24 protein-coding genes are annotated in these 25,836 nt (G+C 42.3%); 1 reads left to right on the top strand and 23 read right to left on the bottom strand.

Features of this window, described 5'->3' with window-relative positions; all coding sequences use genetic code 11:
• Nucleotides 1–4: 4 nt before the first annotated feature.
• The 7 genes from ACTNC0_RS07015 to infC all read right to left on the bottom strand — a co-directional run bounded on the left by ACTNC0_RS07015 (nucleotide 5) and on the right by infC (nucleotide 5,698).
• The gene (locus ACTNC0_RS07015) at nucleotides 5–763 is read right to left on the bottom strand and encodes an ABC transporter ATP-binding protein (RefSeq protein ID WP_025578122.1); all 759 of its coding nucleotides are present in this window, start codon (nucleotides 761–763) and stop codon (nucleotides 5–7) included.
• Between the two features lie 3 nt (nucleotides 764–766).
• Nucleotides 767–1,822 (bottom strand): branched-chain amino acid ABC transporter permease, encoded by a 1,056-nt coding sequence (locus ACTNC0_RS07020; RefSeq protein WP_020993609.1) that lies wholly within the window; start codon nucleotides 1,820–1,822, stop codon nucleotides 767–769.
• Nucleotides 1,823–1,832: 10 nt separating this feature from the next.
• A complete protein-coding gene (locus ACTNC0_RS07025; RefSeq protein WP_008706530.1) occupies nucleotides 1,833–2,720 on the bottom strand; it encodes a branched-chain amino acid ABC transporter permease in 888 nt (295 codons plus the stop codon).
• Nucleotides 2,721–2,968: 248 nt separating this feature from the next.
• The gene (locus ACTNC0_RS07030; RefSeq protein WP_441086842.1) at nucleotides 2,969–4,123 is read right to left on the bottom strand and encodes an ABC transporter substrate-binding protein; all 1,155 of its coding nucleotides are present in this window, start codon (nucleotides 4,121–4,123) and stop codon (nucleotides 2,969–2,971) included.
• 435 nt (nucleotides 4,124–4,558) lie between these two features.
• A complete protein-coding gene (rplT, locus tag ACTNC0_RS07035; protein WP_119233354.1) occupies nucleotides 4,559–4,915 on the bottom strand; it encodes a 50S ribosomal protein L20 in 357 nt (118 codons plus the stop codon).
• A gap of 55 nt (nucleotides 4,916–4,970) precedes the next feature.
• Nucleotides 4,971–5,168 carry a 50S ribosomal protein L35 gene (gene rpmI, locus ACTNC0_RS07040; protein ID WP_019162770.1) on the bottom strand — a complete coding sequence of 66 codons (198 nt, stop codon included), beginning with the start codon at nucleotides 5,166–5,168 and terminating at the stop codon, nucleotides 4,971–4,973.
• Between the two features lie 35 nt (nucleotides 5,169–5,203).
• The gene (infC, locus tag ACTNC0_RS07045; RefSeq protein WP_117844126.1) at nucleotides 5,204–5,698 is read right to left on the bottom strand and encodes a translation initiation factor IF-3; all 495 of its coding nucleotides are present in this window, start codon (nucleotides 5,696–5,698) and stop codon (nucleotides 5,204–5,206) included.
• A gap of 441 nt (nucleotides 5,699–6,139) precedes the next feature.
• Between infC and ACTNC0_RS07050 the strand changes: the two genes are divergently transcribed.
• A complete protein-coding gene (locus ACTNC0_RS07050; RefSeq protein WP_441086843.1) occupies nucleotides 6,140–6,469 on the top strand; it encodes a DUF1540 domain-containing protein in 330 nt (109 codons plus the stop codon).
• 67 nt (nucleotides 6,470–6,536) lie between these two features.
• Here the strand turns inward: ACTNC0_RS07050 and ftsZ are convergent, their stop codons facing one another.
• The 16 genes from ftsZ to rsgA all read right to left on the bottom strand — a co-directional run bounded on the left by ftsZ (nucleotide 6,537) and on the right by rsgA (nucleotide 25,835).
• A complete protein-coding gene (gene ftsZ / locus ACTNC0_RS07055) occupies nucleotides 6,537–7,715 on the bottom strand; it encodes a cell division protein FtsZ (RefSeq protein WP_117674482.1) in 1,179 nt (392 codons plus the stop codon).
• A 218-nt stretch (nucleotides 7,716–7,933) separates the two neighbouring features.
• The gene (locus tag ACTNC0_RS07060; RefSeq protein WP_441086844.1) at nucleotides 7,934–9,142 is read right to left on the bottom strand and encodes a cell division protein FtsQ/DivIB; all 1,209 of its coding nucleotides are present in this window, start codon (nucleotides 9,140–9,142) and stop codon (nucleotides 7,934–7,936) included.
• Complete coding sequence (gene murA, locus ACTNC0_RS07065) at nucleotides 9,139–10,422, bottom strand: UDP-N-acetylglucosamine 1-carboxyvinyltransferase (RefSeq protein WP_441086845.1); 1,284 nt, start codon at nucleotides 10,420–10,422, stop codon at nucleotides 9,139–9,141. Before murA ends, ACTNC0_RS07060 begins: the two co-directional genes overlap by 4 nt.
• A 168-nt stretch (nucleotides 10,423–10,590) precedes the next feature.
• Nucleotides 10,591–11,700 carry an FtsW/RodA/SpoVE family cell cycle protein gene (locus tag ACTNC0_RS07070; RefSeq protein ID WP_441086846.1) on the bottom strand — a complete coding sequence of 370 codons (1,110 nt, stop codon included), beginning with the start codon at nucleotides 11,698–11,700 and terminating at the stop codon, nucleotides 10,591–10,593.
• Between the two features lie 96 nt (nucleotides 11,701–11,796).
• Nucleotides 11,797–13,152, bottom strand: coding sequence for a UDP-N-acetylmuramoyl-L-alanine--D-glutamate ligase (murD, locus tag ACTNC0_RS07075; RefSeq protein WP_441086847.1), 1,356 nt, complete (start codon nucleotides 13,150–13,152; stop codon nucleotides 11,797–11,799).
• A 97-nt stretch (nucleotides 13,153–13,249) separates the two neighbouring features.
• On the bottom strand, nucleotides 13,250–14,206 hold the full coding sequence (gene mraY, locus ACTNC0_RS07080) for a phospho-N-acetylmuramoyl-pentapeptide-transferase (protein WP_441086848.1): 957 nt from the start codon (nucleotides 14,204–14,206) through the stop codon (nucleotides 13,250–13,252).
• 155 nt (nucleotides 14,207–14,361) lie between these two features.
• On the bottom strand, nucleotides 14,362–16,191 hold the full coding sequence (locus tag ACTNC0_RS07085) for a peptidoglycan D,D-transpeptidase FtsI family protein (protein ID WP_441086849.1): 1,830 nt from the start codon (nucleotides 16,189–16,191) through the stop codon (nucleotides 14,362–14,364).
• Nucleotides 16,192–16,306: 115 nt separating this feature from the next.
• Nucleotides 16,307–18,541 carry a peptidoglycan D,D-transpeptidase FtsI family protein gene (locus tag ACTNC0_RS07090; RefSeq protein ID WP_441086850.1) on the bottom strand — a complete coding sequence of 745 codons (2,235 nt, stop codon included), beginning with the start codon at nucleotides 18,539–18,541 and terminating at the stop codon, nucleotides 16,307–16,309.
• An 8-nt stretch (nucleotides 18,542–18,549) separates the two neighbouring features.
• On the bottom strand, nucleotides 18,550–19,128 hold the full coding sequence (locus ACTNC0_RS07095; RefSeq protein ID WP_441086851.1) for a hypothetical protein: 579 nt from the start codon (nucleotides 19,126–19,128) through the stop codon (nucleotides 18,550–18,552).
• A 15-nt stretch (nucleotides 19,129–19,143) separates the two neighbouring features.
• Nucleotides 19,144–20,079 carry a 16S rRNA (cytosine(1402)-N(4))-methyltransferase RsmH gene (gene rsmH / locus ACTNC0_RS07100; RefSeq protein ID WP_118247022.1) on the bottom strand — a complete coding sequence of 312 codons (936 nt, stop codon included), beginning with the start codon at nucleotides 20,077–20,079 and terminating at the stop codon, nucleotides 19,144–19,146.
• 51 nt (nucleotides 20,080–20,130) lie between these two features.
• Nucleotides 20,131–20,562, bottom strand: coding sequence for a division/cell wall cluster transcriptional repressor MraZ (gene mraZ, locus ACTNC0_RS07105; protein ID WP_441086903.1), 432 nt, complete (start codon nucleotides 20,560–20,562; stop codon nucleotides 20,131–20,133).
• A gap of 297 nt (nucleotides 20,563–20,859) precedes the next feature.
• Entirely contained in the window at nucleotides 20,860–22,185 is a 1,326-nt protein-coding gene (lgt, locus tag ACTNC0_RS07110) for a prolipoprotein diacylglyceryl transferase (RefSeq protein WP_441086852.1), read from the bottom strand.
• A gap of 20 nt (nucleotides 22,186–22,205) precedes the next feature.
• Nucleotides 22,206–23,303: a redox-regulated ATPase YchF gene (gene ychF / locus ACTNC0_RS07115; protein ID WP_441086854.1), complete on the bottom strand. Its 1,098-nt coding sequence runs from the start codon at nucleotides 23,301–23,303 to the stop codon at nucleotides 22,206–22,208.
• 242 nt (nucleotides 23,304–23,545) lie between these two features.
• The gene (locus ACTNC0_RS07120) at nucleotides 23,546–24,274 is read right to left on the bottom strand and encodes a thiamine diphosphokinase (protein ID WP_441086855.1); all 729 of its coding nucleotides are present in this window, start codon (nucleotides 24,272–24,274) and stop codon (nucleotides 23,546–23,548) included.
• An 8-nt stretch (nucleotides 24,275–24,282) separates the two neighbouring features.
• Nucleotides 24,283–24,957: a ribulose-phosphate 3-epimerase gene (gene rpe / locus ACTNC0_RS07125; RefSeq protein ID WP_441086904.1), complete on the bottom strand. Its 675-nt coding sequence runs from the start codon at nucleotides 24,955–24,957 to the stop codon at nucleotides 24,283–24,285.
• Complete coding sequence (rsgA, locus tag ACTNC0_RS07130; protein ID WP_441086856.1) at nucleotides 24,957–25,835, bottom strand: ribosome small subunit-dependent GTPase A; 879 nt, start codon at nucleotides 25,833–25,835, stop codon at nucleotides 24,957–24,959. The genes rpe and rsgA overlap by 1 nt, the downstream gene beginning before the upstream one ends.
• Nucleotide 25,836 lies beyond the last annotated feature (1 nt).

The following is a 25,836-nucleotide window of genomic DNA, read 5'->3' on the forward strand; positions in this document are numbered from 1 at the left end:
CCTCCTATTCTCCAAGATATGCCTTGATAACTTCCGGATCATGGAGCACATCTGAAGTCTTGCCCTGTCTCAGAACATGACCGAAGTTCAGTACAGTCAGCTCCTCACAGATACCTGAAACCAGCTTCATATCATGCTCGATCAGAAGAATGGTCATATCAAAGTTATCACGAACAAAACGGATGGTATCCATCAGTTCCTCAGTTTCATTGGGGTTCATACCTGCAGCCGGCTCATCCAGAAGAAGAAGCTTCGGCTTTGTTGCCAGTGCTCTGGCAATCTCCAGCTTTCTCTGTTTACCATAAGGAAGGTTGGATGCAAGGATATCTGCCTCTTTGTCCAGATCAAACACTTTAAGAAGCTTCATTGCTTCCTCATTCATGGTTTTCTCAACCTTAAAGTATTTCGGAGTATGTACAATACTTGTAAAAAGGCTGTATTTATCATGATTGTGAAGTCCTGCCTTTACATTGTCCAGCACACTCATCTGATGGAACAGACGGATATTCTGGAATGTTCTGGCGATTCCCGCCTTGTTGATATCAATGGTACTCTTTCCGGTGATATCCTGTCCGTCCAGATTGATGATTCCCTCGTCCGGCTTATACACACCTGTAAGAAGGTTAAAGATTGTAGTCTTACCGGCACCATTCGGACCGATCAGACCATAAAGCTGTCCTTTCTCGATGGAGACATGGAAATCATCCACTGCATGAAGACCGCCGAATGAAATATTTAAATGATTTACTTCCAGCAATGCCATAGCTTATGCCTCCTTTTTCTTAAATTTACTGAAAAGACGCTCTCTCATCTCGATTGCCTTAGGTGCCCAGTTGATCAGCATCATTACGATCAGCACGATTGCATAGAACAGCATACGGTAATCACTGAGTCCACGCAGAAGCTCAGGAAGAAGGTTCAGAATCACTGCCGCAATAATAGAACCACGCATATTTCCAATTCCACCGAGAACTACGAATACCAGGAACATGATAGACATGTTATAACCGAAGTTCTTCGGAAGTGCTGTTAAAGTTGCAAGATTATGAGCATAAAGCACACCGCCGATACCGGCTAATGCTGCTGAGATTGCAAATGCTTTCAGTTTATACTTTGTGATATCAATACCAATTGATTCCGCTGCAATACGGTTATCACGGATTGCCATGATCGCACGTCCGTCTCTGGAATTGATCAGGTTCAAAACTACGAATAAAGTAACCAGGATCAGAATCACACCTATAGTAAAGGTTGACTGTCTCGGTGTACCTGTGATACCCATGGCACCACTGATGATCATTTTTCCACCAGGCTCCATTCCAAGAGACATCTGGTCTTTCATGGAAAAATGGATTCCGTTGCTGTCAATTCCTACATAAAGCACATTGATGATATTCTTAATGATCTCACCAAATGCCAGTGTTACGATAGCAAGGTAGTCACCTTTCAGACGAAGTACAGGAATACCGATCAGGAATCCAAAGATACCTGCACATACAGCTCCGATGATCAGAGCAACGAAGAAACGAAGTCCTGCATTTGTAAATGTATCCATAGTTGCCTTTGTAAATGCTGCACTGGTGAAAGCACCGATACACATAAATCCGGCATGTCCAAGACTTAACTCACCCAGAATACCAACCGTCAGGTTCAGAGAAAGTGCCAGGATAATATATACACAAAGAGGCACCAACAGACCCTGCATCAGGTTGGAAAGCAGATTCCCTGCGATCATTCCCTGTACGATCAGATATGCTGCAAGAACCATTCCGTATGTAATGAGATTGCTTTTTGTTGTTTTGTTTAATTTCTTCTTTTCCATGTCTGCCACCTCACACTTTCTCCTGAATGTTCTTACCAAGAATACCGGTAGGTTTCACAACCAGAACTACGATCAGAACACCGAATACAATGGCATCAGCCATCTGTGAAGAGATATAAGCTTTACCAAAAATCTCCAGGATACCCAGAACAACACCTCCGATAAAGGCTCCCGGGATAGATCCGATACCGCCAAATACAGCTGCAACGAATGCTTTGATACCAGGCATAGCACCTGTATATGGTGTCAAAGACGGGTATGCAGAGCAGAGAAGCACACCTGCGATTGCTGCAAGTCCGGAACCGATTGCAAAAGTAATGGAGATTGTTTTGTTTACGTTAATACCCATTAACTGGGCAGCGCCTTTATCCTCAGATACGGCAAGCATTGCCTGTCCTGTTTTTGTCTTGCTGATAAAGAGCATCAGACCTGCCATGATCAGGATACCACCGATAATGGTTACGATGGTTACACCAGTGATCACGATAGAACCACCTGCAAGTTTCAGGGATGGAAGACTGATCACGTTACTGAATGATTTGGTATCTGCTCCCCAGATCAGAAGGGCCACGTTCTGAAGCAGGTAGCTGACACCAATTGCTGTGATCAGAACAGCCAGAGGTGAAGCTGCATTACGCAGTGGTCGATACGCAACGCCTTCGATCACAACGCCCATGAGTGTACAGATGATAATGGACAGCAGGATGGCTAAAATCGGATTTAATCCCATGCCGCTGACTGCGACATAAACTACATAAGAGCCGACCATGATAACATCTCCATGAGCGAAGTTCAGCATTTTAGCGATTCCGTATACCATGGTATAACCAAGAGCGATGATCGCATATACACTTCCGAGGCTGATACCACTGATAAGATATGATATAAAACTACTCATAGAAGTCTTTCCTTTCTTATATTTAAATAATTTTATTGTGTGTAAAACTGGCAGATTTGCCTTTAGCGAAATCTGTCTTGTTTATTTTGCCAAAAGTAAATCTGTCATTAACGCATTAATGTAATAACGTATTAGGCAACAGGGCTGTCTGCATAATTCAGACAGCCCCGTTGGCATACAACCATTGTCCACTCCAGGAACAATCGCATTTTATTTCTTATGAAATCTTTTCAGTTATTTCAATTTCATTATTCCATTGCTGCGTAAGCACCATCTTTGATTTCTACAGCTTTCGGAGCTTTGTTCGGCTCACCGTCTTCTGTCCATGTGATCTCGTCACCTGTAACACCTTCAAGTGTGATCTCGGTCATACCTTTTTCAAGTGCTGCACAGATATCTGCAACATCCATGTCTGCTTTTACATCTTCTTTTTCTGCTGCTGCTTTGACTGCGTATACTGCATCATAAGCATCTGCTGCGAACTGGTTTGGTGTGTCTTTGTAAGCATCTTTGTATGTTTTTACAAAGTTCTGGGTTTTCTCATCTGTAGAATCTGCTGCAAATGGTGTAAGAAGCATCAGCCCCTCTGCAAGAGATGTATCAAAATTTTCTACACCAAGGATACCGTCCATACCGTCGCATCCGAAGAATTTAGTTTCAAATCCCATGCTGTCTGCCTGTGCAAGGATCAGGGAAGCTTCTGTATAATAAATCGGAAGGAATACTAATTCAGCACCACCGTCTTTTGCTTTCTGAAGCTGTACAGAGAAGTCTTTATTGTTATCAGCAGTGAATGCTTCGGAAGATACGATTTCAATACCCTGATTAGCTGCTTCTGCTGTGAAGTTCTGTGTGATACCTGATGAATATACATCAGAGCTATCGTAGATAATAGCTACTTTTGTAGCAAGTTTATGCTCTCCAATGTACTGAGCTGCTGCAGTACCCTGGTTCGGGTCAGAGAAGCATACACGGAATACGTTCGGATTAGCAACACACTCTGTTGCAGATCCGGATGGAGTAAGCTGGAACATATTGTCTGCTGCTGTTTCATTTGCTACAGCTACACAAGGTGTGGAAGTAACTGTACCAACCAGGATGTTCATTCCCCAGTCTTTTAATGCGTTGTAAGCGTTCAGGGATTTCTCAGCATCGTTTTCATCATCTTCAAATTTGAACTCTACCTGATATCCGTTGATTCCGCCGTCTTCGTTTACTTCATTGATTGCAAGCTCTGTTGCATTCTTTACAGCCTGTCCATAGATTGCTGCTGCTCCGGTTACAGGTCCGATTCCACCGATCTTAAATGTAGCATCGTCTGCAAATACAGATACAGGTGCAACTGTTGACATTACCATTGCTGCTGCCGCAGTAACACTGATGATTTTTTTCAGGTTTTTCATAATAAAATCCTCCTTATATTTTGTCAGTCCTTTCGTCCCTCTTACGGCTCATAAGATTAGCTTCCGTTACCATTCATTCCACCTGATACATCATTTTTGATGTGATAAATTCCGCAAGTTCATTTATTATGTAGAGGAACTGAAAAGTAACAAAAAGCCAACTGGGTTCCCAGCCGGCTTTGGCTTCCACTGACACTTTAATATGTTGCTGTTTTGAATTATATCACCATATATTTGACCATGCAAGAAAAACTTTATGGAAATTTAAGATTTTTCCGTCTTTCATGGACACTTGATCGTACTGCGCACGCAATTTTATCCCATTCATCAAAAAATGCATTAAAAAAGGTACACACAGAAACCGTAACAATTTCTATGTGTACCTCAAAATTCTGATTTAATTTATCAAATCTTATGTCTCTCTAAAACCGACAATTATGCAATTGCTTTTTTAGCGATCTCAGCAAGTGCTGCAAATCCTTCTGCATCGTTTACTGCAAGTTCAGCAAGCATCTTTCTGTTGATGTCGATGTTTGCAACTTTCAGTCCGTGCATCATTTTGCTGTAGGATAATCCGTTCATTCTTGCTGCAGCGTTGATACGTGCGATCCAGAGCTGTCTGAACTGACGTTTTTTCTGCTTTCTTCCTGCATAGGAGCTAGCAAGTGCTCTCATTACAGACTGTTTAGCAACTCTATACTGTTTGGAACGGGCTCCTCTGTAGCCTTTTGCCAGTTTTAATGTACGATTATGTTTCTTCTTTGCGTTTAATCCGCCTTTAATTCTTGCCATTTCTTAAATTTCCTCCTGTTCGTCTATCTCGATAAATACTTAGTTTAACCGCATTTTATAAATATGGTAATGCTTTCTTCATGCTCTTAACATTAGTAGAATCAACAACAGTAGATTTTCTCAGATTTCTTTTTCTCTTCTGAGATTTCTTTGTTAAGATATGGCTCTTATAAGCTTTATTTCTTACTAATTTTCCTGTACCTGTTTTTTTGAAACGTTTTGCTGCTGCTCTACAAGTTTTAATTTTTGGCATTGTAATTTCCTCCTTAAACTGTATCTCTATTATATTTAACGCTTTTCCGTTAAAAACATGGTCATGCTTCTGCCTTCAACCTTCGGTGCCTTCTCCACTGTTGCCACGTCTGCAAGCTGTTCTGCAAAATCATCGAGTACATGTTTACTGCTTGCCATATGTGCCATCTCTCTACCACGGAAACGTAAGGTTACCTTTACTCTGTCACCCTTGGAGAGGAACTTTCTGGCGGCATTGACTTTCGTATTCAGGTCATTGGTATCAATGTTTGGAGAAAGTCGCACTTCTTTGACATCGATGGTCTTCTGCTTCTTCTTGGCTTCTTTTTCTTTTCTTGCAAGCTCGTAGCGGTATTTACCATAATCGATAATCTTACATACCGGTGGTTTCGCCTGCGGGGCAATTTTTACCAGGTCAAGCCCTGCCTCCTGAGCTTTGAACATTGCTTCTTTCGCGGACATGATTCCAAGCTGTTCTCCGTCCGAACCGATTAAGCGTACCTCTTTGTCTCTGATCTGTTCGTTAATCATTAAATTGCTAATTGTAGTGCACCTCCATACCTGTTAGATAGATTCTAATGACTTCTCGTCGCCCTCATATTTACATAAAAAAAGCGTGGACAAAATCCACACCCAGTTATCACACCTGCTGATATCCAGATTTCCGACACAATCAGAATAAACTCTGTGTCTTTATAAAATTCTAAATATCATAAATGCTGTGCAATATAAACCCAAGCCGCTGACTTAAATGCGCTGAGGTGAGAGTGAACTCTGCTTTGTTTTCTTACGTACTTGTATAAGATACCATGTTTCTTCTGTGTCGTCAAGTACTTTTTTTATTTTTTATTCCGAATATTTTTTTCAATCCAGGAGATTCTAATTCCTGAAAGCATATTACTGTCCGCTTCTGCTCAGTAATATAAAAGCTTTTCGGTTTTTTATTTCTATATTAAAGGAGGACTTTAAACCATGACAATTCTTAAATGTTCAGCAATCAAATGTGTCTACAACAAAGACCATCTCTGCTCAAAAGGTGAGATTGATGTAACAGGTGAAAATGCCACAAACGCAAACGAGACAAGCTGTGGAAGTTTCCAGGAACGCAGCGGCAGCTCCATGACAAACAACTTCACAAACAGCTGCGGATGTGAAAAAATCCAGATTGACTGCAAAGCTCACAACTGTACCTATAACGATGACTGCAAATGTACCGCTTCCTCTATTCAGGTAGAAGGCTCCAATGCCAAAGCTTCCTGCGACACGAAATGTGATACCTTCCAGTGTCATTGTGGTGCATAAAAGATACTATGAAAGGCATGTCCACATCGGACATGCCTTTTGTTATTTTCACATAATCATCTGTTAATTATCTATTTCTTAAGAAATCCGGAATCTGGATGTCTTTTTTCTGAACAGTGCTGGACGGAGTCTTAGTTGCTCCGAACGGTGTTGCATTCATAGTCGGAAGACTGAAGCTAGGCATGTTCATGCTGCTTCCAGTTGTAGTTGTTGTTCCGGCTGTTGCTGTTCCTGTTGTGGAAGAAGGTCTTCTTGCACCAAAGGAAGAAGCTGTGCTTCTTTTTCCGAAAGGGGTCTGCTGAAGGTTCTCATCATTCAGGCCTGTTGCAATTACTGTGATTCTGCAATAATCTGCAACTGTATCATCATACATAGCACCAAAGATGATATTTGCTTCCTCACCTGTAAGCTCCTGTACATAGCTTGCAGCATCGTTTGCATCCATAAGAGAAATATCTCCGGAGATGTTGATGATAACGTGTGTAGCACCCTTGATCGTTGTCTCAAGAAGTGGAGAAGATACAGCCTGCTGAACAGCTTCCATAGCCTTGTCATCTCCTCTTGCTTCACCGATACCGATATGAGCGATTCCCTTATCAGTCATAACAGTCTGAACATCTGCGAAGTCAAGGTTGATCAGTGCCGGCAGATTGATCAGGTCTGTGATACCCTGTACTGCCTGCTGAAGAACTTCGTCTGCCTTCTTCAATGCTTCCGGCATAGTTGTTCTGCGGTCTACAACCTCTAATAATTTATCATTCGGGATAACGATTAATGTATCCACTGCTTTCTTCAGATTCTCAATGCCTGCAAGTGCATTGTTCATACGAGTTCTTGCTTCGAAACGGAAAGGCTTTGTGACAACACCAACTGTCAGGATACCCATCTCTTTCGCTGCTGCTGCGATAACAGGTGCAGCACCTGTTCCGGTTCCGCCTCCCATACCACAGGTAACGAATACCATATCCGCACCTTCCATTAACTGTTTTACTTCCTCAATGCTCTCCTCTGCTGCCTTCTGTCCAACCTCCGGCTGCGCTCCTGCGCCAAGACCTTTGGTAATTTTCTCGCCAATCTGAAGTACAGTTGGAGCTTTACACAGAGTTAAAGCCTGCTTATCAGTATTAACACCTACAAACTCTACTCCGCCGATGGCCTCTTCCACCATCCTGTTTACTGCATTATTACCGGCTCCACCTACACCGATCACTATGATCTTAGCAGATGATTCAGCCTCGTTTGACATGATCTCTAACAACGTACTTCCTCCTTTATTTATATCTGATATCCTTTTTCAGTGATTTATATCAAAGTTACATATAGATATATCATATATTTTTTTTGAAAATTAATCAACCACTAATTTTGTTTTTTTATACTTTTTTCACTCTTTTTCGGCAATGAAAGCCTGTCCAGCCTCTGTATATGGCTGTTTTTTCCCTTTTTCCGGTTTCATCCGGCATTTTAATATGAAGTATCATCACCTGTATAATTTCCATATTCATCATAGCCGTCTGAGCTTTCCGTATCATAGCTGCTGTCATAACTACTGTCATAACTACTATCATAACTGCCATTTTCATCCGCTGAGTAATCACTGCTTCCATCTCCGGAACCGTCAGAACTCTGACCATCTGAGTAACTGCCATCTCCCTCTTCAGAACTATCTCCTGACTCAGCAGCCGCTGCATCCAGAGATTCCTGTGTAGGTTTCGGTCCTACATAATTACCGGATTCGTCATATTCACCTGCTCCGGTGTAATCTCCTTCTTCGTCATAACCACCATTCCAGTTCTCAATAGCCTCATCAAGAGCAGTTTTTGGCTTGGGACCTACATAGTTGCCGTCCTCATCATACTCTCCATCTCCGGTATAATTGCCATCTTCATCATAACCGCCGTTCCAGTTCTCAGCTGTAATCTCTGTTTCTTCCTTTTCTTCCTCAAAAGTATTAGAATCCGTAGACACACTTTCCATATGAAGAATACCCTTTTTGCCCTGAATTTTAGGAAGAATCGCGATCACACGGTTCATCTTCTCTTCCAGGTCTTCGTCCTTTCCGAGATTCACCGTAATGTCACCATAGATCAGACTGACAGAATAGCTGTTATCAAACTGAATGTGGTCAGGAATCATATCATTCTTCTGAAAAATCGTGGACAAAGCTACCGCTGTATTCAATACCGTATCGCCCTTGATATCCAGCTTCTCATCCATCACGATACTATTCACCTGAATTCCGTCAAAATATGGAACTGTCACATCTCTGTTCTGAGAGCCCTCTACGAAAATCCCGTTTCTGTCAAAATAAACATAACTGTCAAGGTATCGGATACATCCTACCGTTTTCTTCTCTTTGACACTGATGCAAATCGTATTACGATTTAACTGCGTAACCTTAAATCCATCCACGTATGCAATATCATCCGTATTTGTTGTGCTGTAAACCAACGGTGCAAGGACCGAGTTCGAAGCCAGCGGTCCCCGAAGCACCATACTCTTTACTTCTTCATCCGTATAATGATCTGTTCCTCTTACTTCTACAGAATCTACTTTATAATAAGAAAAGAAAACGATCAACGCAGTAAGAATACCAACTCCTATCACTCCTGCCATTATCTTCTTTGTTTTCTTACTCACAGGAGGTCTTTTTCCATAATTACTTTTTCTCATAACTCTTCAAATCCTCTGCTGCCAGACTGCCATATCCTGCAGCCCAAAGCTTGTAAATCTTCACAAATGTGCTCATATCCTCTGTTGATAAGCTCAGCTTCTGTGATACATGTTTCTCCCTCGGCCATAAGCGCCGCAATGATCAATGCAGCCCCGCCTCTTAAATCTCCGGCCTGTACCTGTGTTCCCGTAAGAGGTCTGCCGCCGCAAATCACAGCCTGATTACCATCTATCTTAATATCAGCACCCATTTTATTCATCTGAAAAGCGCTGCCAAATCTCTGATCAAAAATATTCTCTCTGATAGAACTTCGCCCCTGTGCCCCTGTCAGTACTGCCATTAAAGGAGCCTGAAGGTCTGTCGGAAAACCCGGATAGTTTTTCGTCTCCACAAGTGCGATTGGCTGGACTGCCCTCTTTCCATTGACCACTAGTGTACCACTATTCTCTTGATATTGTCCACCTATTTTCTGATATACTTCCAGGAATGCCTGCAATTCCTGCTCCGGAACATTCCTAAGAGTAATCTCGCTTCTTGTCGCAGCTGCCGCACACAGATACGTCCCTGCCACGATTCTGTCAGGCGGTACGGTATAGTTTCCCGGCCCCAGTTCCCTGATCCCGGTAATCATAATTTCCTTTGTTTCCTCGCCTTTGATCAACGCTCCCATTGATCTTAAATACCTGCAAAGCCAGAAAACTTCCGGTTCCTTCGCGCAATTATGCAGCTTTGTCACACCCTGGGCCATCACTGCCGCCAGAATTGCCTGCTGCGTTGCCCCTACACTCGATTTTGTAAAATATATATCTTTTCCCTGAAATCTACTACATTCTGCATCCAGATAAAACGTTTGCTCACTTATATCTGCGCCAAGCGTCCTGAGCGCCATAAGATGAAGATCTATCGGCCTTTTCCCGATGATACAGCCTCCAGGATAGCCTATCCGGCACTTTTTATTTCTGGAAAGAACCGGTCCTAACAGAATAATTGAAGAACGCATTCTTCGTGTGTACATCTCCGGAATCTCTGTTCCATCCGCATCAGAACAATCCAGATAAAGATCGTGGTCTTCCCACCAGGTTACTGCTCCAAGACTTTTCAGAACCTCTTCCATGCAAAAGACATCCGAAATCCTGGGGCAGCCTTTCAGAACGCTGAGTCCTCTGTGCATCAGCGATGCTGCCATCATTGGAAGTGCTGCATTTTTAGAGCCCTGTATGAAAATTTCTCCGCTAAGAGAACATTTGCCCATCACATGGATCTCATCCAACCATTTCACTCCTAAAGGGCCTCTTACCTTATAGTGTATGTTCTTTCTTATTATATGTTACAGTTGTACGCTTTCTGTAATATCACTGCTGCCTTTAACAGACTGCCCCTTGATTTTCTGGCTAAACTACACCAGTCATCCAACATTTTTCTATCTGTAAGGCAGCAAAAATTTCACTTATCTCAACCTCTGAGAATTACTTACACTCAAAGCAAGCCCCATCTCTCCAAGAAGAAACACGACCGAAGTTCCTCCATAACTGACAAATGGCAAAGTAATCCCGGTATTGGGAATCGTATTGGTTACCACCGCAATATTCAGGATAACCTGAATCGCCAGATGTCCCATGATACCTCCACAGATGAGCGCACCCGCCAGATCTTTTGCGCACATGGCAGTTACACCCAGACGCCAGAGCAGAATTCCAAACAGAAGAATAAGAAAGGAAGCTCCTGCAACTCCCATCTCTTCACATATGATTGAAAAGATCATATCATTCTGCGCTTCCGGAACAAAGCCCAGCTTCTGAATACTGTTTCCAAATCCCCTGCCAAAAATCCCGCCGCTTCCGATCGCATACAGTCCCTGAATCGTCTGGAATCCTTTCTCATATTTCTCAGGATTTTTCCAGATTGCCAGACGTTCCAGACGATAGCTCTCTGCCGCCAGAAAGATAGCAACAAATCCGATTCCTGCACTGCCAAGCCCGATAAACTGCATATATTTGGGATTTGATACAAAAATCAGAATAACGCCTATTCCCAGTATGATAATGGCAGTACTCAGATTATTTGAGCCGACCAGACCGACGATTGGAAGCAGACTAAGCATCGTCCTGCACATAAACCAGAAGCCTTCCGTTCTTTTTTTCGATCTGTCGATCTGCCATGCAAGAAACAGGATTACCGCCACCTTTGCAAACTCAGACGGCTGAAAAGACAATGGGCCCAGGTTCAGCCATCTCTTTGAGCCATTGATTTCCTGTCCGACCAGAAGTACTGCCGTAGACAAAATCATGGAAAGCAGATATGCTGCCGGCGCAATCCTGAGGAAAAAATGGTAATCCATATTAGAAACTGCATACATCGCACACAGTCCTAATGCCGTTGCAAATAATTGTTTCTTAAAATAATAGGCAGAGTCACCGAAGCGTACTCTGCCATTATATTCACTTGCACTGAACAGTACCGCAAGGCCAAAGGCCGCAAGCAGTACTACCAGCACCAGCATTGTTCTGTCTTTTTTTGAAAAACCTGCCACTTTTTCGGGAGCCATCTGATTCTCCATCTATCTTCTATAGTCTTCCTGCCATTCAGCTTTTGGAATCGTCCGATTTCCAAAGTCAGCTGGCAGATGACCATAGATTCTTTACTTATAGATATTCTACAGATTTCTCACATATTCCTTAAACATATCTCCGCGCTGCTCATAATTGTCAAACTGTCCCCAGCTTGCGCACGCAGGAGAAAGTAACACTGCATCTCCCGGCTGTGCTTTCTCGGCGCATACCTTGACTGCCTCTTTCAGATCCTCACAAAGAATAATATCATGGAAGCCATGTTTCTCGGCAGCCGCTTTAATCTTCTCTTTTGTCTGACCGATCAGAACCAGATAGCGTACTTTTCCGTCAAAAGCTTCGATCCACTCATCATAGCTTGACTGTTTATCATATCCGCCGCCGATCAGAAATGTCGGACGGTTCATCGCCTGAATTCCCTTGATTGCCGCATCCGGGTTTGTTCCCTTGGAATCATTGTAATATACAACGCCATTCTTCTCTGTCACATATTCGATTCTGTGAGCAACAGCTGTAAACTCGCATATACTCTTGCGGATGCTGTCCATAGAAACACCATCGTAATAAGCCATTGCAACAGCAGCCATTACATTCTCAAAGTTATGTTTGCCAAGAAGTTTCAGATCTTCTGTCTTAACTACTTCGATTTCTTTTGCTCCATCTTTGAGGATAATCTTGTTTCCATCCAGATAGATGCCTTCATCCAGCTTACGTTCACTGGAGAAATATACGACTCTCGGAGTCAGATTCTCACCAAATTTACGAAGAACCTTATCCTCATAATTCAGCACACAGACATCCTCTGTCCCCTGATTCTGAGTAATCAGCTCTTTTACACGGATATACTCTTCCATTGTATGATGACGGTTCAGGTGATCTTCTGTAATATTCAGGATCGCGGATACCTTTGGAGCAAACTCATCGATTGTTTCAAGCTGGAAACTGCTGATTTCTGCCACAGTTACAGAATTCGATTTCATTTCCAGTGCTTTGGAAGTATATGGAGTTCCGATATTTCCTACTACAAATACAGACTCACGTGCATCCTGCATAATTTTTCCAAGGAGTGCTGTAGTTGTTGTCTTACCGTTTGTACCTGTAATTGCAAGTACTTCTCCGTCTCCGACTCTGTATGCCAACTCTACTTCTCCCCACACCGGAAGTCCCTGCTCATAGAAACTCTTTACGATTGGCAGATCTGTCGGTACTCCGGGGCTTAAAACTACCAGATCAAGGCTCTCCTGTACTTCTTTCGGAAGTTCTCCCGCATATACAGTAACCGGATATGTTCCATCTGTTTTATGTACGACTGCCTCTTTATCAATCTCTGCATTTCCGTCATAAATGATCGGAGACGCTCCTACTTTTGCAAGAAGGTCAGATGCTCCGATTCCGCTTTTACCGGAACCGAATACCAGGACCTTTTTTCCCTGTAATTCCATAATAATTTTTCCTCCTTATCATCAGCACAATGCTGATTTTTCGGGTTGCTATTACATTAATCTGTAACTGTTCAGTACTTCCACAGTTACATTACTTTTACAGTGCCAGCAGTGCGATCATGCACATAACTGCTGTAATAACTGAGAACACTGCAACCACGCGTGTCTCAGACCATCCACATAACTCAAAGTGATGATGGATCGGAGCCATTTTGAAGATACGCTTTCCATGTGTTGCTTTGAAGTAAGTAACCTGAATGATAACGGAAAGTACCTCAACCAGGTAGATCAGTCCAACGATCAGGATAAACAATGGCATCTGCATTACATAAGCAGTACCTGCAACAAATCCTCCAAGTGCCAGAGAACCTGTATCTCCCATGAACACCTTCGCCGGATATACATTAAACAGTAAAAATCCCATCAGGCTTCCCACAACTGCGCATGTGATCGGTTCAATTCCGGATTTCATTCCGATAGACACAACAGAAAAGAATACTGCTACGATCAAAGTTACACTGGAAGCAAGGCCATCCAGACCATCTGTAAAGTTTACACCATTTACAGTACCGATTACCGCAAAGAACAGCACCGGAATTGCCAGCCATCCAAGGTTCAGGAAATGTCCGCTCCAGAACGGAATTCTCATTGTCAGAGAAATATCTGTATACTTAACGATATAAAATACAAAAATCGCAGTCAGAACTACCTGAAGAGAAAATTTCTGCCATGGAAGCAGTCCGTCTGATCGTTTCAGTACTACTTTCAGGTAATCATCTAGAAAACCGATGATTCCAAATCCAATTGTCAGAAACAGTACCGGGATGATCTTCGGATAGTCACCGACATAAAATAACGCCGTCACTGCAGTTGCGATCAGAAAGATCACACCACCCATTGTCGGTGTTCCGGCTTTCTTTAAATGGGACTGTACGCCCTCTGTTCTTTCTGTCTGTCCCATCTTCAGTTTCCTGAGAAACGGAATGATGATCGGGCCTAATACAACGCTGATTGCAAAAGAAATCAGCACAGGGATTACAACTTGAAATTCCATCTCACACCTCATTCATTCTTTCGTTTTTTCATTTTTTTCTGAAAGTGTTTTGTTCTCTTTCAGATTTCTTTTAGTATAAGGCTTTTTTATTTATTTATCAACCCTGGCGGCAGGATTTTCATTTACCCGGTAACAGGTTGTTACTGTTCACAGGTTTATTCCTCTTCCGGAGTTTCCGTTTCAGTCTGACTAATATCTTTTTCAATTCCCAGATATGGCAGGATATTTTCAAAGATACTCCTGATCACCGGCGCTGCAATCGTTCCTCCATAGTAAATTCCCTGCGGATTATGAATGATGCATAATCCCAGCACCTGTGGGTTCTCTGCCGGTGCAAATCCAAGGAATGATGAAATATAACGATTTGCACTTCTCGGAAGTGTCTGTGATGTAGCTGTTTTTCCGCCAATAGAGTAGCCTTCTATCTTTGCGTTCTTTCCGGAGCCCTGCGACACTACTGTCTCCAGGATTTCCCTTACTTTTTTCGAAGTTTCCTCAGAAACAATCCCCTCTTTTACAGGAAATTCCAGCTTCTTTCCTTCTGTACCATCCGGATTTAAAACTGCCACCCCGAAATGTGGAGTTATGCGCCTGCCGCCATTGATCAGAGAACTTACTGTTGTCGCAAGCTGGACCGGCGTAATCTGAAATGACTGTCCGAAAGAGACGGTTGCCAGTTCTACTTCTCCCATATTTTTCTTCTGATGCATAATCGTACCTGCCTCTCCGGGCAGATCTATCCCCGTTTTGTCCAGAAGACCAAACTGCCTGAAATATTTATAGTAACGATCAACTCCCAGCCTCAGTCCTACTTCAATAAACACTGGATTACAGGAGTTCTGCGCTCCCTCCACGAAATTCTGTGAACCATGCCCGATTCTTTTTGCACAATGAATTCGTCTGTCTTCTACCAACTTATATCCCGGACAATAGAAACGGTCATTCGGCGTTACAACTCCCTCTTCCAGTCCTGCAGACATCGTAATAATTTTGAATGTGGAACCTGGTTCATAGGTATCATTCATGCAGGGATTTCTCCACATTTGATTTAACAACTCCTGTTTTCTTTTCGACTTTGTCTTTGCCGCCATCTGTGCTGCTGTCTGTTCTGTTTCTTTTTCTATTGTCTGTTCTTCCCGCATATCTGACTTTGCCTGCAAATCTTCATTCACTGTAAACGGATCATTCAGGTCAAATTCCGGCACATTCACACACGCGTAGATTTCTCCATTCTGCGGATTCATAAGCAGAATGGATACACGCTCTGCCTGTTTCTCTTCCATCACCTTCAAAGCAGCCTGTTGCGCATATTCCTGGATATTCGCATCGAGGCTGAGTATCAGGCTTTTTCCCTCTTCCGGGTCCTGCCTTGTCTCCCCAAGTTTATCAATTTCCACTCCTCTGGCATCTGTTGTCGTCAGGATTTTTCCGGGTTCTCCCTTTAATATATCCTCATATTTTACTTCAAGACCGATAATTCCCTGGTTATCCCCTCCTGTAAAACCGATTACCTTTGAAGCCAGACTTCCGTATGGATAATAGCGTTTATAATCTTCGTCAACCTTCACACCTGCCAGATTACTCTCCCTTATTTCGTCCCCCACACTTTTCTCTACATTTGTTTTTACTCTTTCTATGGAAGAAACTTTTTCTACCCGTTTACGTACTGTCGCTTCATCCATTTTCAGTTTCTGAGTCAATAAAGCAATCACCTTTTCCGGCTCTTTGATCTGGCTGTGGATCACAGAAATCGTACAGACTGTCCTGTTTGATGCCAGCACGTTTCCTTTTGCATCCAGAATCTTACCTCTGGCAGCCTTGATGTCACGTTCTCTCTCATGAAGAACTTTCGCTTTCTCATAATAGTGATCTGATCTGAAACACATAAGGTATACAAGTCTGCCAATCAGGCCTGACATCATCAGAATGCAGCACACAAATACCACCCATATCTTTTTCTTATGAAACGTCATATTTTTTTTCATAAAAAAACCCGCAGAGATCGTCACATTAATATATGACATTACTCTGCGGGAGTATGTTATTTTATGAAATTGCTATAGTTCCAGACAACAGCCATAAACCGTCATAAATAATTCCTTATTCCAGTCCGGCTTCTTCGTTTGTAATTCCATCACTCTCTGCATTATTATCCTGTGTTGTCTCCGCCCCATCATCTTCCAGTGGTGCAGGTGCATCCGGATTGGAAACTGCATCTCCGGAGGAGTCTGTATCTGTACTTCCTGCAGCAGAAACCAGATTTGTGGACATCTTATAATTTCCATTGTCATCTAAAATATGATCTCCGTTAGCATCTAACAGATATCCATTTTCATCAATTCGGTTTCCATCCCAGTCAATAAGATTTCCATCTGCGTCTTCCAGATTTCCGTCACTGTTCAGTGCGCTGCCTGAAACACTCTTTAAGTGTCCTTTAAAGCCTTCCCATAACTCTGTCTCCGGTACTGTTCCATCTTCTGATTCATCCGGTGTTACATTCAGATAAGGCAGAAGTTCAGAAAGAATTCCCTGTGCAATATACTGTGGATAAGTACTGTTTGCCTGATCATCGACATTCGGCTCATCGACTACTACATAGATTACAACTGCCGGATCATCAACAGGTGCAAATCCAATAAAGGAAACCAGATATTTGCCATTTCCTCGAGGATATTTCTCGGCTGTACCTGTTTTACCACCTGAACTGTAACCCTGTACTTTAGAATGGCGGCTGGTACCCTGCTGTACACTTAATGCCATGTAACTTCTGATATCACTTGAGATTCTTGAAGAAATCGTCTGTTTCAGAAGTGTTGGCGTAATCGTTTTTACTGTACTTCCATTGCTGTCCAGAATTTTTGTTACCAGATGTGGCTGATAATAATATCCTCCATTGATAACAGAACTCATTGCATTTACTTCCTGGATCATTGTGCAGGTAAATCCCTGACCGAAAGCTGAGCAGGCAAGCTCTGTCTCTCCCATGGAATCTTTCGTATGGATAATGCCGGCGCCTTCATTTGGAAGGTCGATCCCAGTTCTCGTTCCGAAGTTAAACAGACTCTGCGCCTTGATAAACTGGTTAGCTCCCATCTTGGCACCAATCTGCATCATCGCATCATTACAGGAGTTGGCGATTACTTCGCCCAGTGTTTCCGTACCATGTGCACTTGGATAAACCGCACATTTAATCATGGTATCTCCGAAAGTCTGAGAACCATCACACACGAATGTATCTGTCTCCTGAATTGCACCTTTTTCCAGTGCAGAAGCCATAACGATCGGTTTTACTACAGATCCCGGTTCATAGGCATCTGTCACACAGAAGTTGTTCCACATACCATTTAAAGCATCAACCGTTTCCTCATCATTCATAGCTTTAATTTCATCTTCAGTATATACATTAGATAAATCTCGCGGATTATTCAGATCATAACGATCCCCGCCATCCATGGCAATAATCTCACCAGTGGAAGGATTCTCGACAATAACACCTATATTCTCAGCTCCCATTGCTTCTTTAAATCCATTGACATACTTCTCAACGATCTGCTGTGCCCCGATATCAATGCTTGTCTGAATACTCTTACCATTTACAGCAGGAATGATTGTCTGTTCTACGTCTGAATCATTATTGATATATCCATACTGTCTTCCATCCACACCTGTCAGCGTGCTGTTATAATATCCTTCCAATCCGATATCTGCAACATCTCTGTCCAGTGCAAACCCAACCGTATCACAGGCAGTCTCATTAAACGGATAACTTCTCAGGTAATCTTCCTCAAACCAGATACCTTTAATATCAGCTCTCTCTTTTGCCTGTGCAGCTGTAAGTCCCGAATCCTCATCTTCAGCCTTATATGCCTCAAATTCTTTCTTCTTATCCATAGATAACTGTTTCATCAGAATCTGATACTGGCTCTTGCTCGTTCTTGAATCTGACAGAAGAGAGCGCACCGTTTCTTCGTCAATTCCCAACACTTCGTTTAACGCCCGAATCGTCGGCTCTACGTAATCCTCATCGGAATTTACTGTTTTACAATCCAGGATCACATTATAAACTTTATTGCTGGTGGCCAGGATATTTCCGTTTTTATCATAAATATCGCCTCTTTTTGCCGGCAGTACCTGACTTTCATATTTCTGCTGAGCCTGGCTTAATACCTGTTTCTTATATTTTCTTCCATCAGTAGCATTAATAAATGTAATTCTTAGTATTAATACTACTAAAGCCAGTAATACTAGTCCAAATAGTATTACCAGCTTCTCTTTCATCTTTTGATTTATTTTTCTCTGAGGTTTTCTGCGGCCTCTTTTTCTTGTATTACTCAATTAATCACCTACTTTGAATCTGGTATATCCTGATACTGTCTCACATAGCTGTTGCCGGATGTAGAATAGGTTACTGTCTGATCATCTGATGGATATTTCATTCCCAGTCTTCCCAGTGCAGTCTGCTTGATCTGATTCAGATCCACATTAGATGTGACCTGGCTGTAATATGCATCATTATCTTCTTTTAAGCTTGCCAGCTCTTCCTCAAGGGATGCGACTGTACTCATTTTCGCTGTGATCTCCGATTTATACCGCAGATACTTCACAGAGCAAAACAATATAGCTACACACATAACAGCCAGAAATGCTACAAATCCCCAGTTCATTGCTGTTGCTTTCTGTCTGTTCTTCTGTGCTTCTTTACTTAACTGATGTTTCTGCTTTGGTACCGGTGCCGGCTGGGCCTGCACCCTGCGGTTTCGATTCGGCTGCTGTTTTCCCGGATATGGTCTCTGCGGCTGTCTGGTTCTCTCCGGAACTTCCGCAAGTCGTCTGACCGTATTTCCCTCAACATACATTCCTCTGTTTACTCTGGCATTGTTCCTGCTTCTTCTAGCTGTTTCAGTCCTGGTCGTTTTCGCCATTTCATGCCTCTCTAATTATAATACTCTCTCAAAAATTCTAAGCTTTGCACTCTTAGAACGCGGATTTTCTTCCATCTCTGTCTCCCCGGGAAGAATCGGCTTTCTTGTGATCACTTTTCCCTTTGATTTCTTTCCACATACACATACCGGGAAATCTGAAGGACATGTACATGGATTCTCATTTTTTCTGAAAATCGTCTTAACGATTCTGTCTTCTAATGAGTGAAAAGTAATGATGCAAAGTCTTCCTCCGTCATCAAGGATATCAATCATTCCATCCAGTGAATCTCTCAGCACATCAAGCTCCCTGTTAAGTTCAATTCGGATTGCCTGAAAAGTTCTCTTAGCGGGATGTCCTGACTTCACCTGCATCTTCATTGGGATAGATTCCCTGATGATCTCTGTGAGTTCTCCGGTCGTAGTGATCGGCTTCACCTGCCTTGCGGCAACTATATGTTTTGCGATGTTCTTCGCAAATTTATCTTCACCATAGTCACGAATGATACGGTATAACTCTTTCTCTTCATAGCCATTGACAATATCACTGGCTGTCTGCATCTGGCGCTGATCCATTCGCATATCAAGCGGTGCATCTACCCTGTAGGTAAAACCGCGCTCCTCATTATCAAGCTGATAGGAAGATACTCCAAGGTCAAGTAGAATCCCGTCGACTTTGTTGATGCCTCTTGCTGCCAGTTCCGATACCATGTAACAATAATTGCTGCGAATGACAGTAGCCTGTTTAAAGGGTGCTAACCTCTCACTCGCAGCAATTATCGCATCTTGGTCCTGATCTATGCCAATAAATCTCCCCTTGGCAGAAAGCTTCTTACATACCTCACGGGCATGTCCCGCACCTCCTAAAGTGCCATCCACGTAGATTCCGTCTGGTTTGATATTCAAACCTTCAATGGTCTCTTCCAGTAATACAGATTTGTGTTTAAATTCCATATCCGTCTCCTGTCTGGATTTACTCTGCAAGATACTTTAAACGATTCCTGATCAAATAGTGATTCCCAGATCCTGCATGCTCTCTGCAATGCTGTCCATGTCATCATAATTACAGTTCTCGCTCCACTTTTCTTTGCTCCAAACTTCGATCCTGTTCAGATTACCAGTCAGAACTACATCCTTCTCTAAACCTGCAAATTCACGCAGAGTCTGCGGTACAAGAATTCGCCCCTGTTTGTCCAGTTCGCATATAGTTGCTCCGGCAACAAAAAATCGTGAAAAAGTTCTCGCATTTTTATTTGTAAGTGGTAATGCTCTGAGTTTCATTTCAAAGGATTCCCATTCATCCATCGGATAAATAGAAAGACAGCCATCAAGTCCTTTTGTCAAAACAAACTCTTCCCCTAAGAGTTCCCTGAATTTAGAAGGAATGATCAGGCGCCCCTTCGCGTCGATCGTGTGGTTATACTCTCCCATGAACATGTTACTCACCTACTCTCACGAAATCTGATTCTCCCCTTCAGATTTCTCAGGTGGTAATGGTCTTCTCTGCCATTATTCCCCCATTCACCACCACTATTCACCACTTTTTACCACTTATGTGTTTATTCTAAACTATTTAGTCTGAAAAAACAAGGGGAAGAAACAGATTTTTGAAATTTAGAACTCTGTTAACATTTATGAAATAACCTTATTTTTAAGGAAAAATATGGATTTTATATGTAAAAAGTGGGATGAAATACCACTTTCACCCCACTCAACTTTCAGATCTGTTGTTTTTTATAAATCTTCTTTAAAATTTGTGGGAGAATTTCCCACATGTTGCCTCCACTGTTCTGGAATATGTGCATATTCTGAGTTTTCCCAGTTCACATTTTCATCTGATTCTTCTGATTTTTTTTCAGCTACTTTTGTCTGCGTTTCTTTTTTATCAGCATTTTTATTTTTCTCAAGCTGATCATTTATCTCTGATGGAATACTCTGCCCATCTTGCTTCTGTTCTTCTGGTAAATTTTGTATTTCCTGATATCTATCTGCATCCGCCTGCATCTTTGTCTCTGATTCTGCATTCTTACTTATGTCTGCATTCAGATGTTCCTTATTTAACTTCAACAGGCTGACCTCTTTATCAGTACCTGACTGTGCTTTTATTTTCAGTTCGGTACTGACTTCAGAAGTATCTTTCTGCTCCTCATTCTCTTTTTTCCGTATTTCATCCAGCAGAAAACGTTTTCTCCTCCGCCTGCGTATGGCATCTCTTTTGTGTGTCATCACTCCACGCACGATCACTACCGGTGTGCATATGATAAACAATGCCGCAGAAATTATTAGAGAAATTCCCAGTTTTGTTCCCGGAATATAAAGTTTATCTGTTCTGAGCCATTCGAAGAAGAATCTTCCGAGACCATATCCTGCCAGATAGATCATAAATAATTCTCCCTCATATCTTTTCTTCCTTCTAAGAGCCAGTAATAACAGCAATAAAATCAGGCACCACAGACTTTCATAGAGAAAAACCGGCTGTACCTGAATATATGAAATCCCATCTATAGTCAGCAGATTATCACGCATATTTCCGGAAACTTCCCCTGAACGCACAGCAGAAAGCGGAAGCTGCATTACCCATGGAAAATCTGCATATTCTCCAAAGGACTCTCTGTTAAAAAAATTTCCCCAGCGCCCGATTATCTGCCCCAGAAGAATTCCCATACTTGCAATATCCGCTGCCCGCCAGAATGACATCTTTGCAAGTTTACAAAATACTGCCGCTGCACAGCAGCCGGCAAGCAGGCCTCCATAGAAAGCATATCCGCCATTTCGAAAATCCAGGATTTCATTTAAATTTCCCTTATAAAGTTCCCATGAAAAAGCCACATAAAACAGCCTGGAACCGACCACAGAGAACAAAAGCGAAATAATCGTCATATCCAGGTATTTATTCTGGTCTTCCCCACTTCGTTTCGCCTCAAGTGTCACAAGCCCCATCCCCAGAAGTGCACCGATTGCGATCAGCACACCATAAATGGTAAACTCCATTCCAAATATCTGAAATGAACGGGGCACATAACTCAAAGCCAGGTCAAGTCCCGGAAAACGTATCGACATTTCCATATATCACCCGTTTATTATACATTGAAACGGAATAAAATTACATCTCCATCCTGTACAATGTATTCTTTACCTTCCATTCTTACAAGACCTTTCTCTCTGGCACCTGCATAGGAACCGCAGTCCAGAAGATCCTGATAATTTACAACTTCAGCTTTGATAAATCCTCGCTCAAAATCTGTGTGGATCTTACCTGCTGCCTGAGGAGCTTTTGTACCGATCTTAATGGTCCATGCTCTTGTTTCATCTTCACCGGCAGTAAGGAAACTCATCAGTCCAAGGAGATGATAACTTGCTTTTACAAGTTTCTCAAGACCAGATTCTGTTAATCCAAGATCTTCGAGGAACATTTTCTTTTCATCTTCATCCAGTTCGGAAATCTCTTCTTCGATTTCTGCGCAGATTACAAAGATCTCACTGTTCTGTTCTGCCGCATATTTGCGTACTGCCTGTACATGTGCATTATTTTCACCGTCATCAGCCAGATCATCCTCTGCAACATTTGCCGCATAGATCACTGGTTTCCATGTGAGCAGATTGTAAGTAGCCATCCAACCCTCTTCATCTTCGCTCTCAAGTTCCATAGTAATCGCCATCTTGCCATCTTCCAGATGTGCTTTTACTTTCTGAAGGAAATCAAGTTCTTTGGCAGCCTCTTTGTCCATACGTGCTGTCTTTGTAACTTTAGCGATTCTTCTCTCAAGAATCTCAAGGTCTGAGAAGATCAGCTCAAGATTGATTGTTTCGATATCACGAAGAGGATCAATGCTTCCGTCTACATGGATGACATTGGAATCCTCGAAGCAACGTACTACGTGAACGATTGCATCTACCTCTCGGATGTTTGCAAGAAACTGGTTTCCAAGTCCTTCTCCTTTGGATGCTCCTTTTACAAGTCCTGCAATATCTACGAATTCAATCACAGCAGGTGTCACTTTCTTAGAATGATAAAAATCACCCAGAAGTTTCAGTCTCTCATCCGGCACAGTAACGACACCTACGTTCGGGTCGATCGTACAGAATGGATAGTTTGCGGATTCTGCTCCTGCTTTTGTCAATGAATTAAATAAAGTACTTTTTCCAACGTTTGGTAATCCAACAATTCCCAGTTTCATCTCTTTAATATTTCTCCTTTTAATGTACTGATCTTATGATAATCGCATCAGATCAAATTGTATGATGGCAAAGGCAAAAGAGCCCTTTACTTTTGTCATCTTTTATATTTTTTCACAAATACTTTCATTATTTTATCATAACCCCTTATGATGTGCAAGTTGCTGTTCACTGCACATGTGACAATATCGGCGATACAAGAGATATGAAAAATAAAATGAAGCAAGGGACTTACCTGATTCGGTTAATCTCGCGACATAATCATAAGAAGCGTTCCTGATTCGTAAGTTACTTTTGCATATTCCTCACTGATTTCATTGCTGACCGTCAGTCCGCTGTCAGCAGTTGTCAGGTGGTATTTATCCAGAGGATATTTAAATCCTTCCAGTGTCAGACCTGTCACATCTCCTCCCAACGGGAAAAATGACACGTACTTTCCAAACTGTTCTGCTTTTTTAAGAATAGTTCCGCCGGAGATGAGCTTCATGTAATTATAGCGATCTGCCAGTGCCACCTCTGCGCCCTGTTTCTGCGCCAGGATGAGCAGACCGAAATTCGCCATCAGATGATCTACTCTGTTTCCTGTCACGCCGAGGATCACAATTTCTTTCGCGCCATTTTGGATTGCATAGTTCATTGCAGACTGTGTATCGGAATCATCCTTCTCAGGGCGCAAACGCACGACTTCGACTACTTTTCCTTCACCTTTTTGCAATTTCCACTCCAACATCCCACCGTATGGAATATCTTCGCTTTGCATTTCCAGAAAATTTTTTCCATCCTCCGAAAGGCTGTCAAAGTCTCCAATCACTACATCCGGTAAGATCAGATAATCCAGAAAGAACTCCAGACCGCGGTCCGCCGCGATCAGACGTATATTTTCTCTTCCGGCTTTTTCTATATTCTTTTTTAAAAAATAGAGGGCAAAATCACTCTGGATATCGCCCCCGCTTACAATTATCGTATCTATCATGCTGTTCCTCAGTCAATTTTTCTTATGATCTCATCCATCTGTTCTTTTGCATGTTTTACATTTTTCTCCAGATCGCCCTTGAAAACATAAGAACCGGCTACCAGCAGATTTGCGCCTGCTGTCAACACTGTTTCCATTGTCTCATCATTGATTCCGCCATCAACCTGAACATCTACATCCAGATTCTCAGCTTCGATCAGATCACGTACTTCCTTAATTTTCTCTGTGCATTCATCCATATATTTCTGTCCGCCAAATCCCGGCTGTACAGTCATAATAAGAACCATGTCCACATCCTGAAGCATATGGCTAATGTCATTTACAGGCGTAGCAGGTTTGATAGAAATTCCTACTTTCACACCGGCTTCACGGATCTGTTCAATTGTTCTCTCTAAATCTTCACATGCTTCTGCATGCACTGTAATAGAATCTGCACCACATTCAACAAAGTCTCTGATATATCTCTCAGGCTCAGTCACCATAAGATGTACATCAAAGAACATCTTTGATTCCTTTCGAATAGACTTGATCACCGGCATTCCAAAAGAGATGCTTGGTACAAAATCACCATCCATAACATCAATATGGAGCCATTCGATCCCTTCCTTCTCCAGAATTTTGATCTGTTCGCCCAAACGGTTAAAATCTGCCGATAAAATAGAAGGGCACAACTGATACATAATTAGAATCTCCTTTTCTCTTTTAATTCGTCATAAAGTCCCAGGTAATCTTCATATCGAAGCTGACTGATTTTGTGTTCAGCCAACGCTTCCTTTACGCCACAGTCCGGTTCATGGATATGCCTACATCCCTGAAATCTGCACTGATCTTCATATTTACGAAACTCTGGAAAATAATCTTTAAGCTCCTGCTCTTCTATATCCGTAAGGTATAAAGAAGAAAATCCAGGCGTATCCATCAGATAGGTGTCATGCCCTACCGGAATCACCTGCGAATGACGTGTCGTATGTTTTCCACGCTTTAACTTCTTACTTATTTCCCCTGTTTCCATCTGTACATTTTCCTGCAATGCATTAGTAATTGAGGATTTTCCCACACCTGAAGGGCCGGCAACTACTGTTGTCTTTCCCTGGAGAATCTCCCGGATTTCATCCAGTCCGTCTCCGTTGAAAGTGCTGGAAAAAATCACATGATATCCACAACTCTTATATGTCTCATACAAAAGTTCCAGTTCTTCCTGTTTTGCGAGATCTTTCTTATTAAAACATATCACTGCCGGAACTTCTTCCTTCTCCATCATGATCAGGAAACGATCCAGCAACATAAAATTAGGCTTCGGATTCTCCATTGCAAAAATCACAAACGCCTGATCTACATTGGCAACCGCCGGACGTATCAGTGAATTTTTTCTGGGAAGGATGACAGTTACACTGCCTTCCTTCTCCTGTTCATCCAAAACTTCAATTTCCACGTTATCCCCGACAAGAGGTTTCTGTTTATCTTTTCTGAATATTCCTTTGGCTTTGCATTCATAAATCTCATCATTCTCTGCATAGATGTAATAAAATCCTGCAATCCCTTTAATTATCTTTCCCTGCATG

The sequence above is a fragment of the Blautia sp. HCP3S3_B11 genome, from assembly GCF_052064435.1.
Lineage (GTDB): Bacteria > Bacillota > Clostridia > Lachnospirales > Lachnospiraceae > Blautia_A.

What these genes read in the sequence shown, in the direction of transcription:
- ACTNC0_RS07015 (WP_025578122.1), bottom strand. Translation starts at nt 763, where the DNA reads ATGGCATTGCTGGAAGTAAATCATTTAAATATTTCATTCGGCGGTCTT.
- ACTNC0_RS07020 (WP_020993609.1), bottom strand. Translation starts at nt 1,822, where the DNA reads ATGGAAAAGAAGAAATTAAACAAAACAACAAAAAGCAATCTCATTACA.
- ACTNC0_RS07025 (WP_008706530.1), bottom strand. Translation starts at nt 2,720, where the DNA reads ATGAGTAGTTTTATATCATATCTTATCAGTGGTATCAGCCTCGGAAGT.
- ACTNC0_RS07030 (WP_441086842.1), bottom strand. Translation starts at nt 4,123, where the DNA reads ATGAAAAACCTGAAAAAAATCATCAGTGTTACTGCGGCAGCAGCAATG.
- rplT (WP_119233354.1), bottom strand. Translation starts at nt 4,915, where the DNA reads ATGGCAAGAATTAAAGGCGGATTAAACGCAAAGAAGAAACATAATCGT.
- rpmI (WP_019162770.1), bottom strand. Translation starts at nt 5,168, where the DNA reads ATGCCAAAAATTAAAACTTGTAGAGCAGCAGCAAAACGTTTCAAAAAA.
- infC (WP_117844126.1), bottom strand. Translation starts at nt 5,698, where the DNA reads ATGATTAACGAACAGATCAGAGACAAAGAGGTACGCTTAATCGGTTCG.
- ACTNC0_RS07050 (WP_441086843.1), top strand. Translation starts at nt 6,140, where the DNA reads ATGACAATTCTTAAATGTTCAGCAATCAAATGTGTCTACAACAAAGAC.
- ftsZ (WP_117674482.1), bottom strand. Translation starts at nt 7,715, where the DNA reads ATGTCAAACGAGGCTGAATCATCTGCTAAGATCATAGTGATCGGTGTA.
- ACTNC0_RS07060 (WP_441086844.1), bottom strand. Translation starts at nt 9,142, where the DNA reads ATGAGAAAAAGTAATTATGGAAAAAGACCTCCTGTGAGTAAGAAAACA.
- ACTNC0_RS07070 (WP_441086846.1), bottom strand. Translation starts at nt 11,700, where the DNA reads ATGGAGAATCAGATGGCTCCCGAAAAAGTGGCAGGTTTTTCAAAAAAA.
- murD (WP_441086847.1), bottom strand. Translation starts at nt 13,152, where the DNA reads ATGGAATTACAGGGAAAAAAGGTCCTGGTATTCGGTTCCGGTAAAAGC.
- mraY (WP_441086848.1), bottom strand. Translation starts at nt 14,206, where the DNA reads ATGGAATTTCAAGTTGTAATCCCTGTGCTGATTTCTTTTGCAATCAGC.
- ACTNC0_RS07085 (WP_441086849.1), bottom strand. Translation starts at nt 16,191, where the DNA reads ATGAAAAAAAATATGACGTTTCATAAGAAAAAGATATGGGTGGTATTT.
- ACTNC0_RS07095 (WP_441086851.1), bottom strand. Translation starts at nt 19,128, where the DNA reads ATGGCGAAAACGACCAGGACTGAAACAGCTAGAAGAAGCAGGAACAAT.
- rsmH (WP_118247022.1), bottom strand. Translation starts at nt 20,079, where the DNA reads ATGGAATTTAAACACAAATCTGTATTACTGGAAGAGACCATTGAAGGT.
- mraZ (WP_441086903.1), bottom strand. Translation starts at nt 20,562, where the DNA reads ATGTTCATGGGAGAGTATAACCACACGATCGACGCGAAGGGGCGCCTG.
- lgt (WP_441086852.1), bottom strand. Translation starts at nt 22,185, where the DNA reads ATGTCGATACGTTTTCCGGGACTTGACCTGGCTTTGAGTTATGTGCCC.
- ychF (WP_441086854.1), bottom strand. Translation starts at nt 23,303, where the DNA reads ATGAAACTGGGAATTGTTGGATTACCAAACGTTGGAAAAAGTACTTTA.
- ACTNC0_RS07120 (WP_441086855.1), bottom strand. Translation starts at nt 24,274, where the DNA reads ATGATAGATACGATAATTGTAAGCGGGGGCGATATCCAGAGTGATTTT.
- rsgA (WP_441086856.1), bottom strand. Translation starts at nt 25,835, where the DNA reads ATGCAGGGAAAGATAATTAAAGGGATTGCAGGATTTTATTACATCTAT.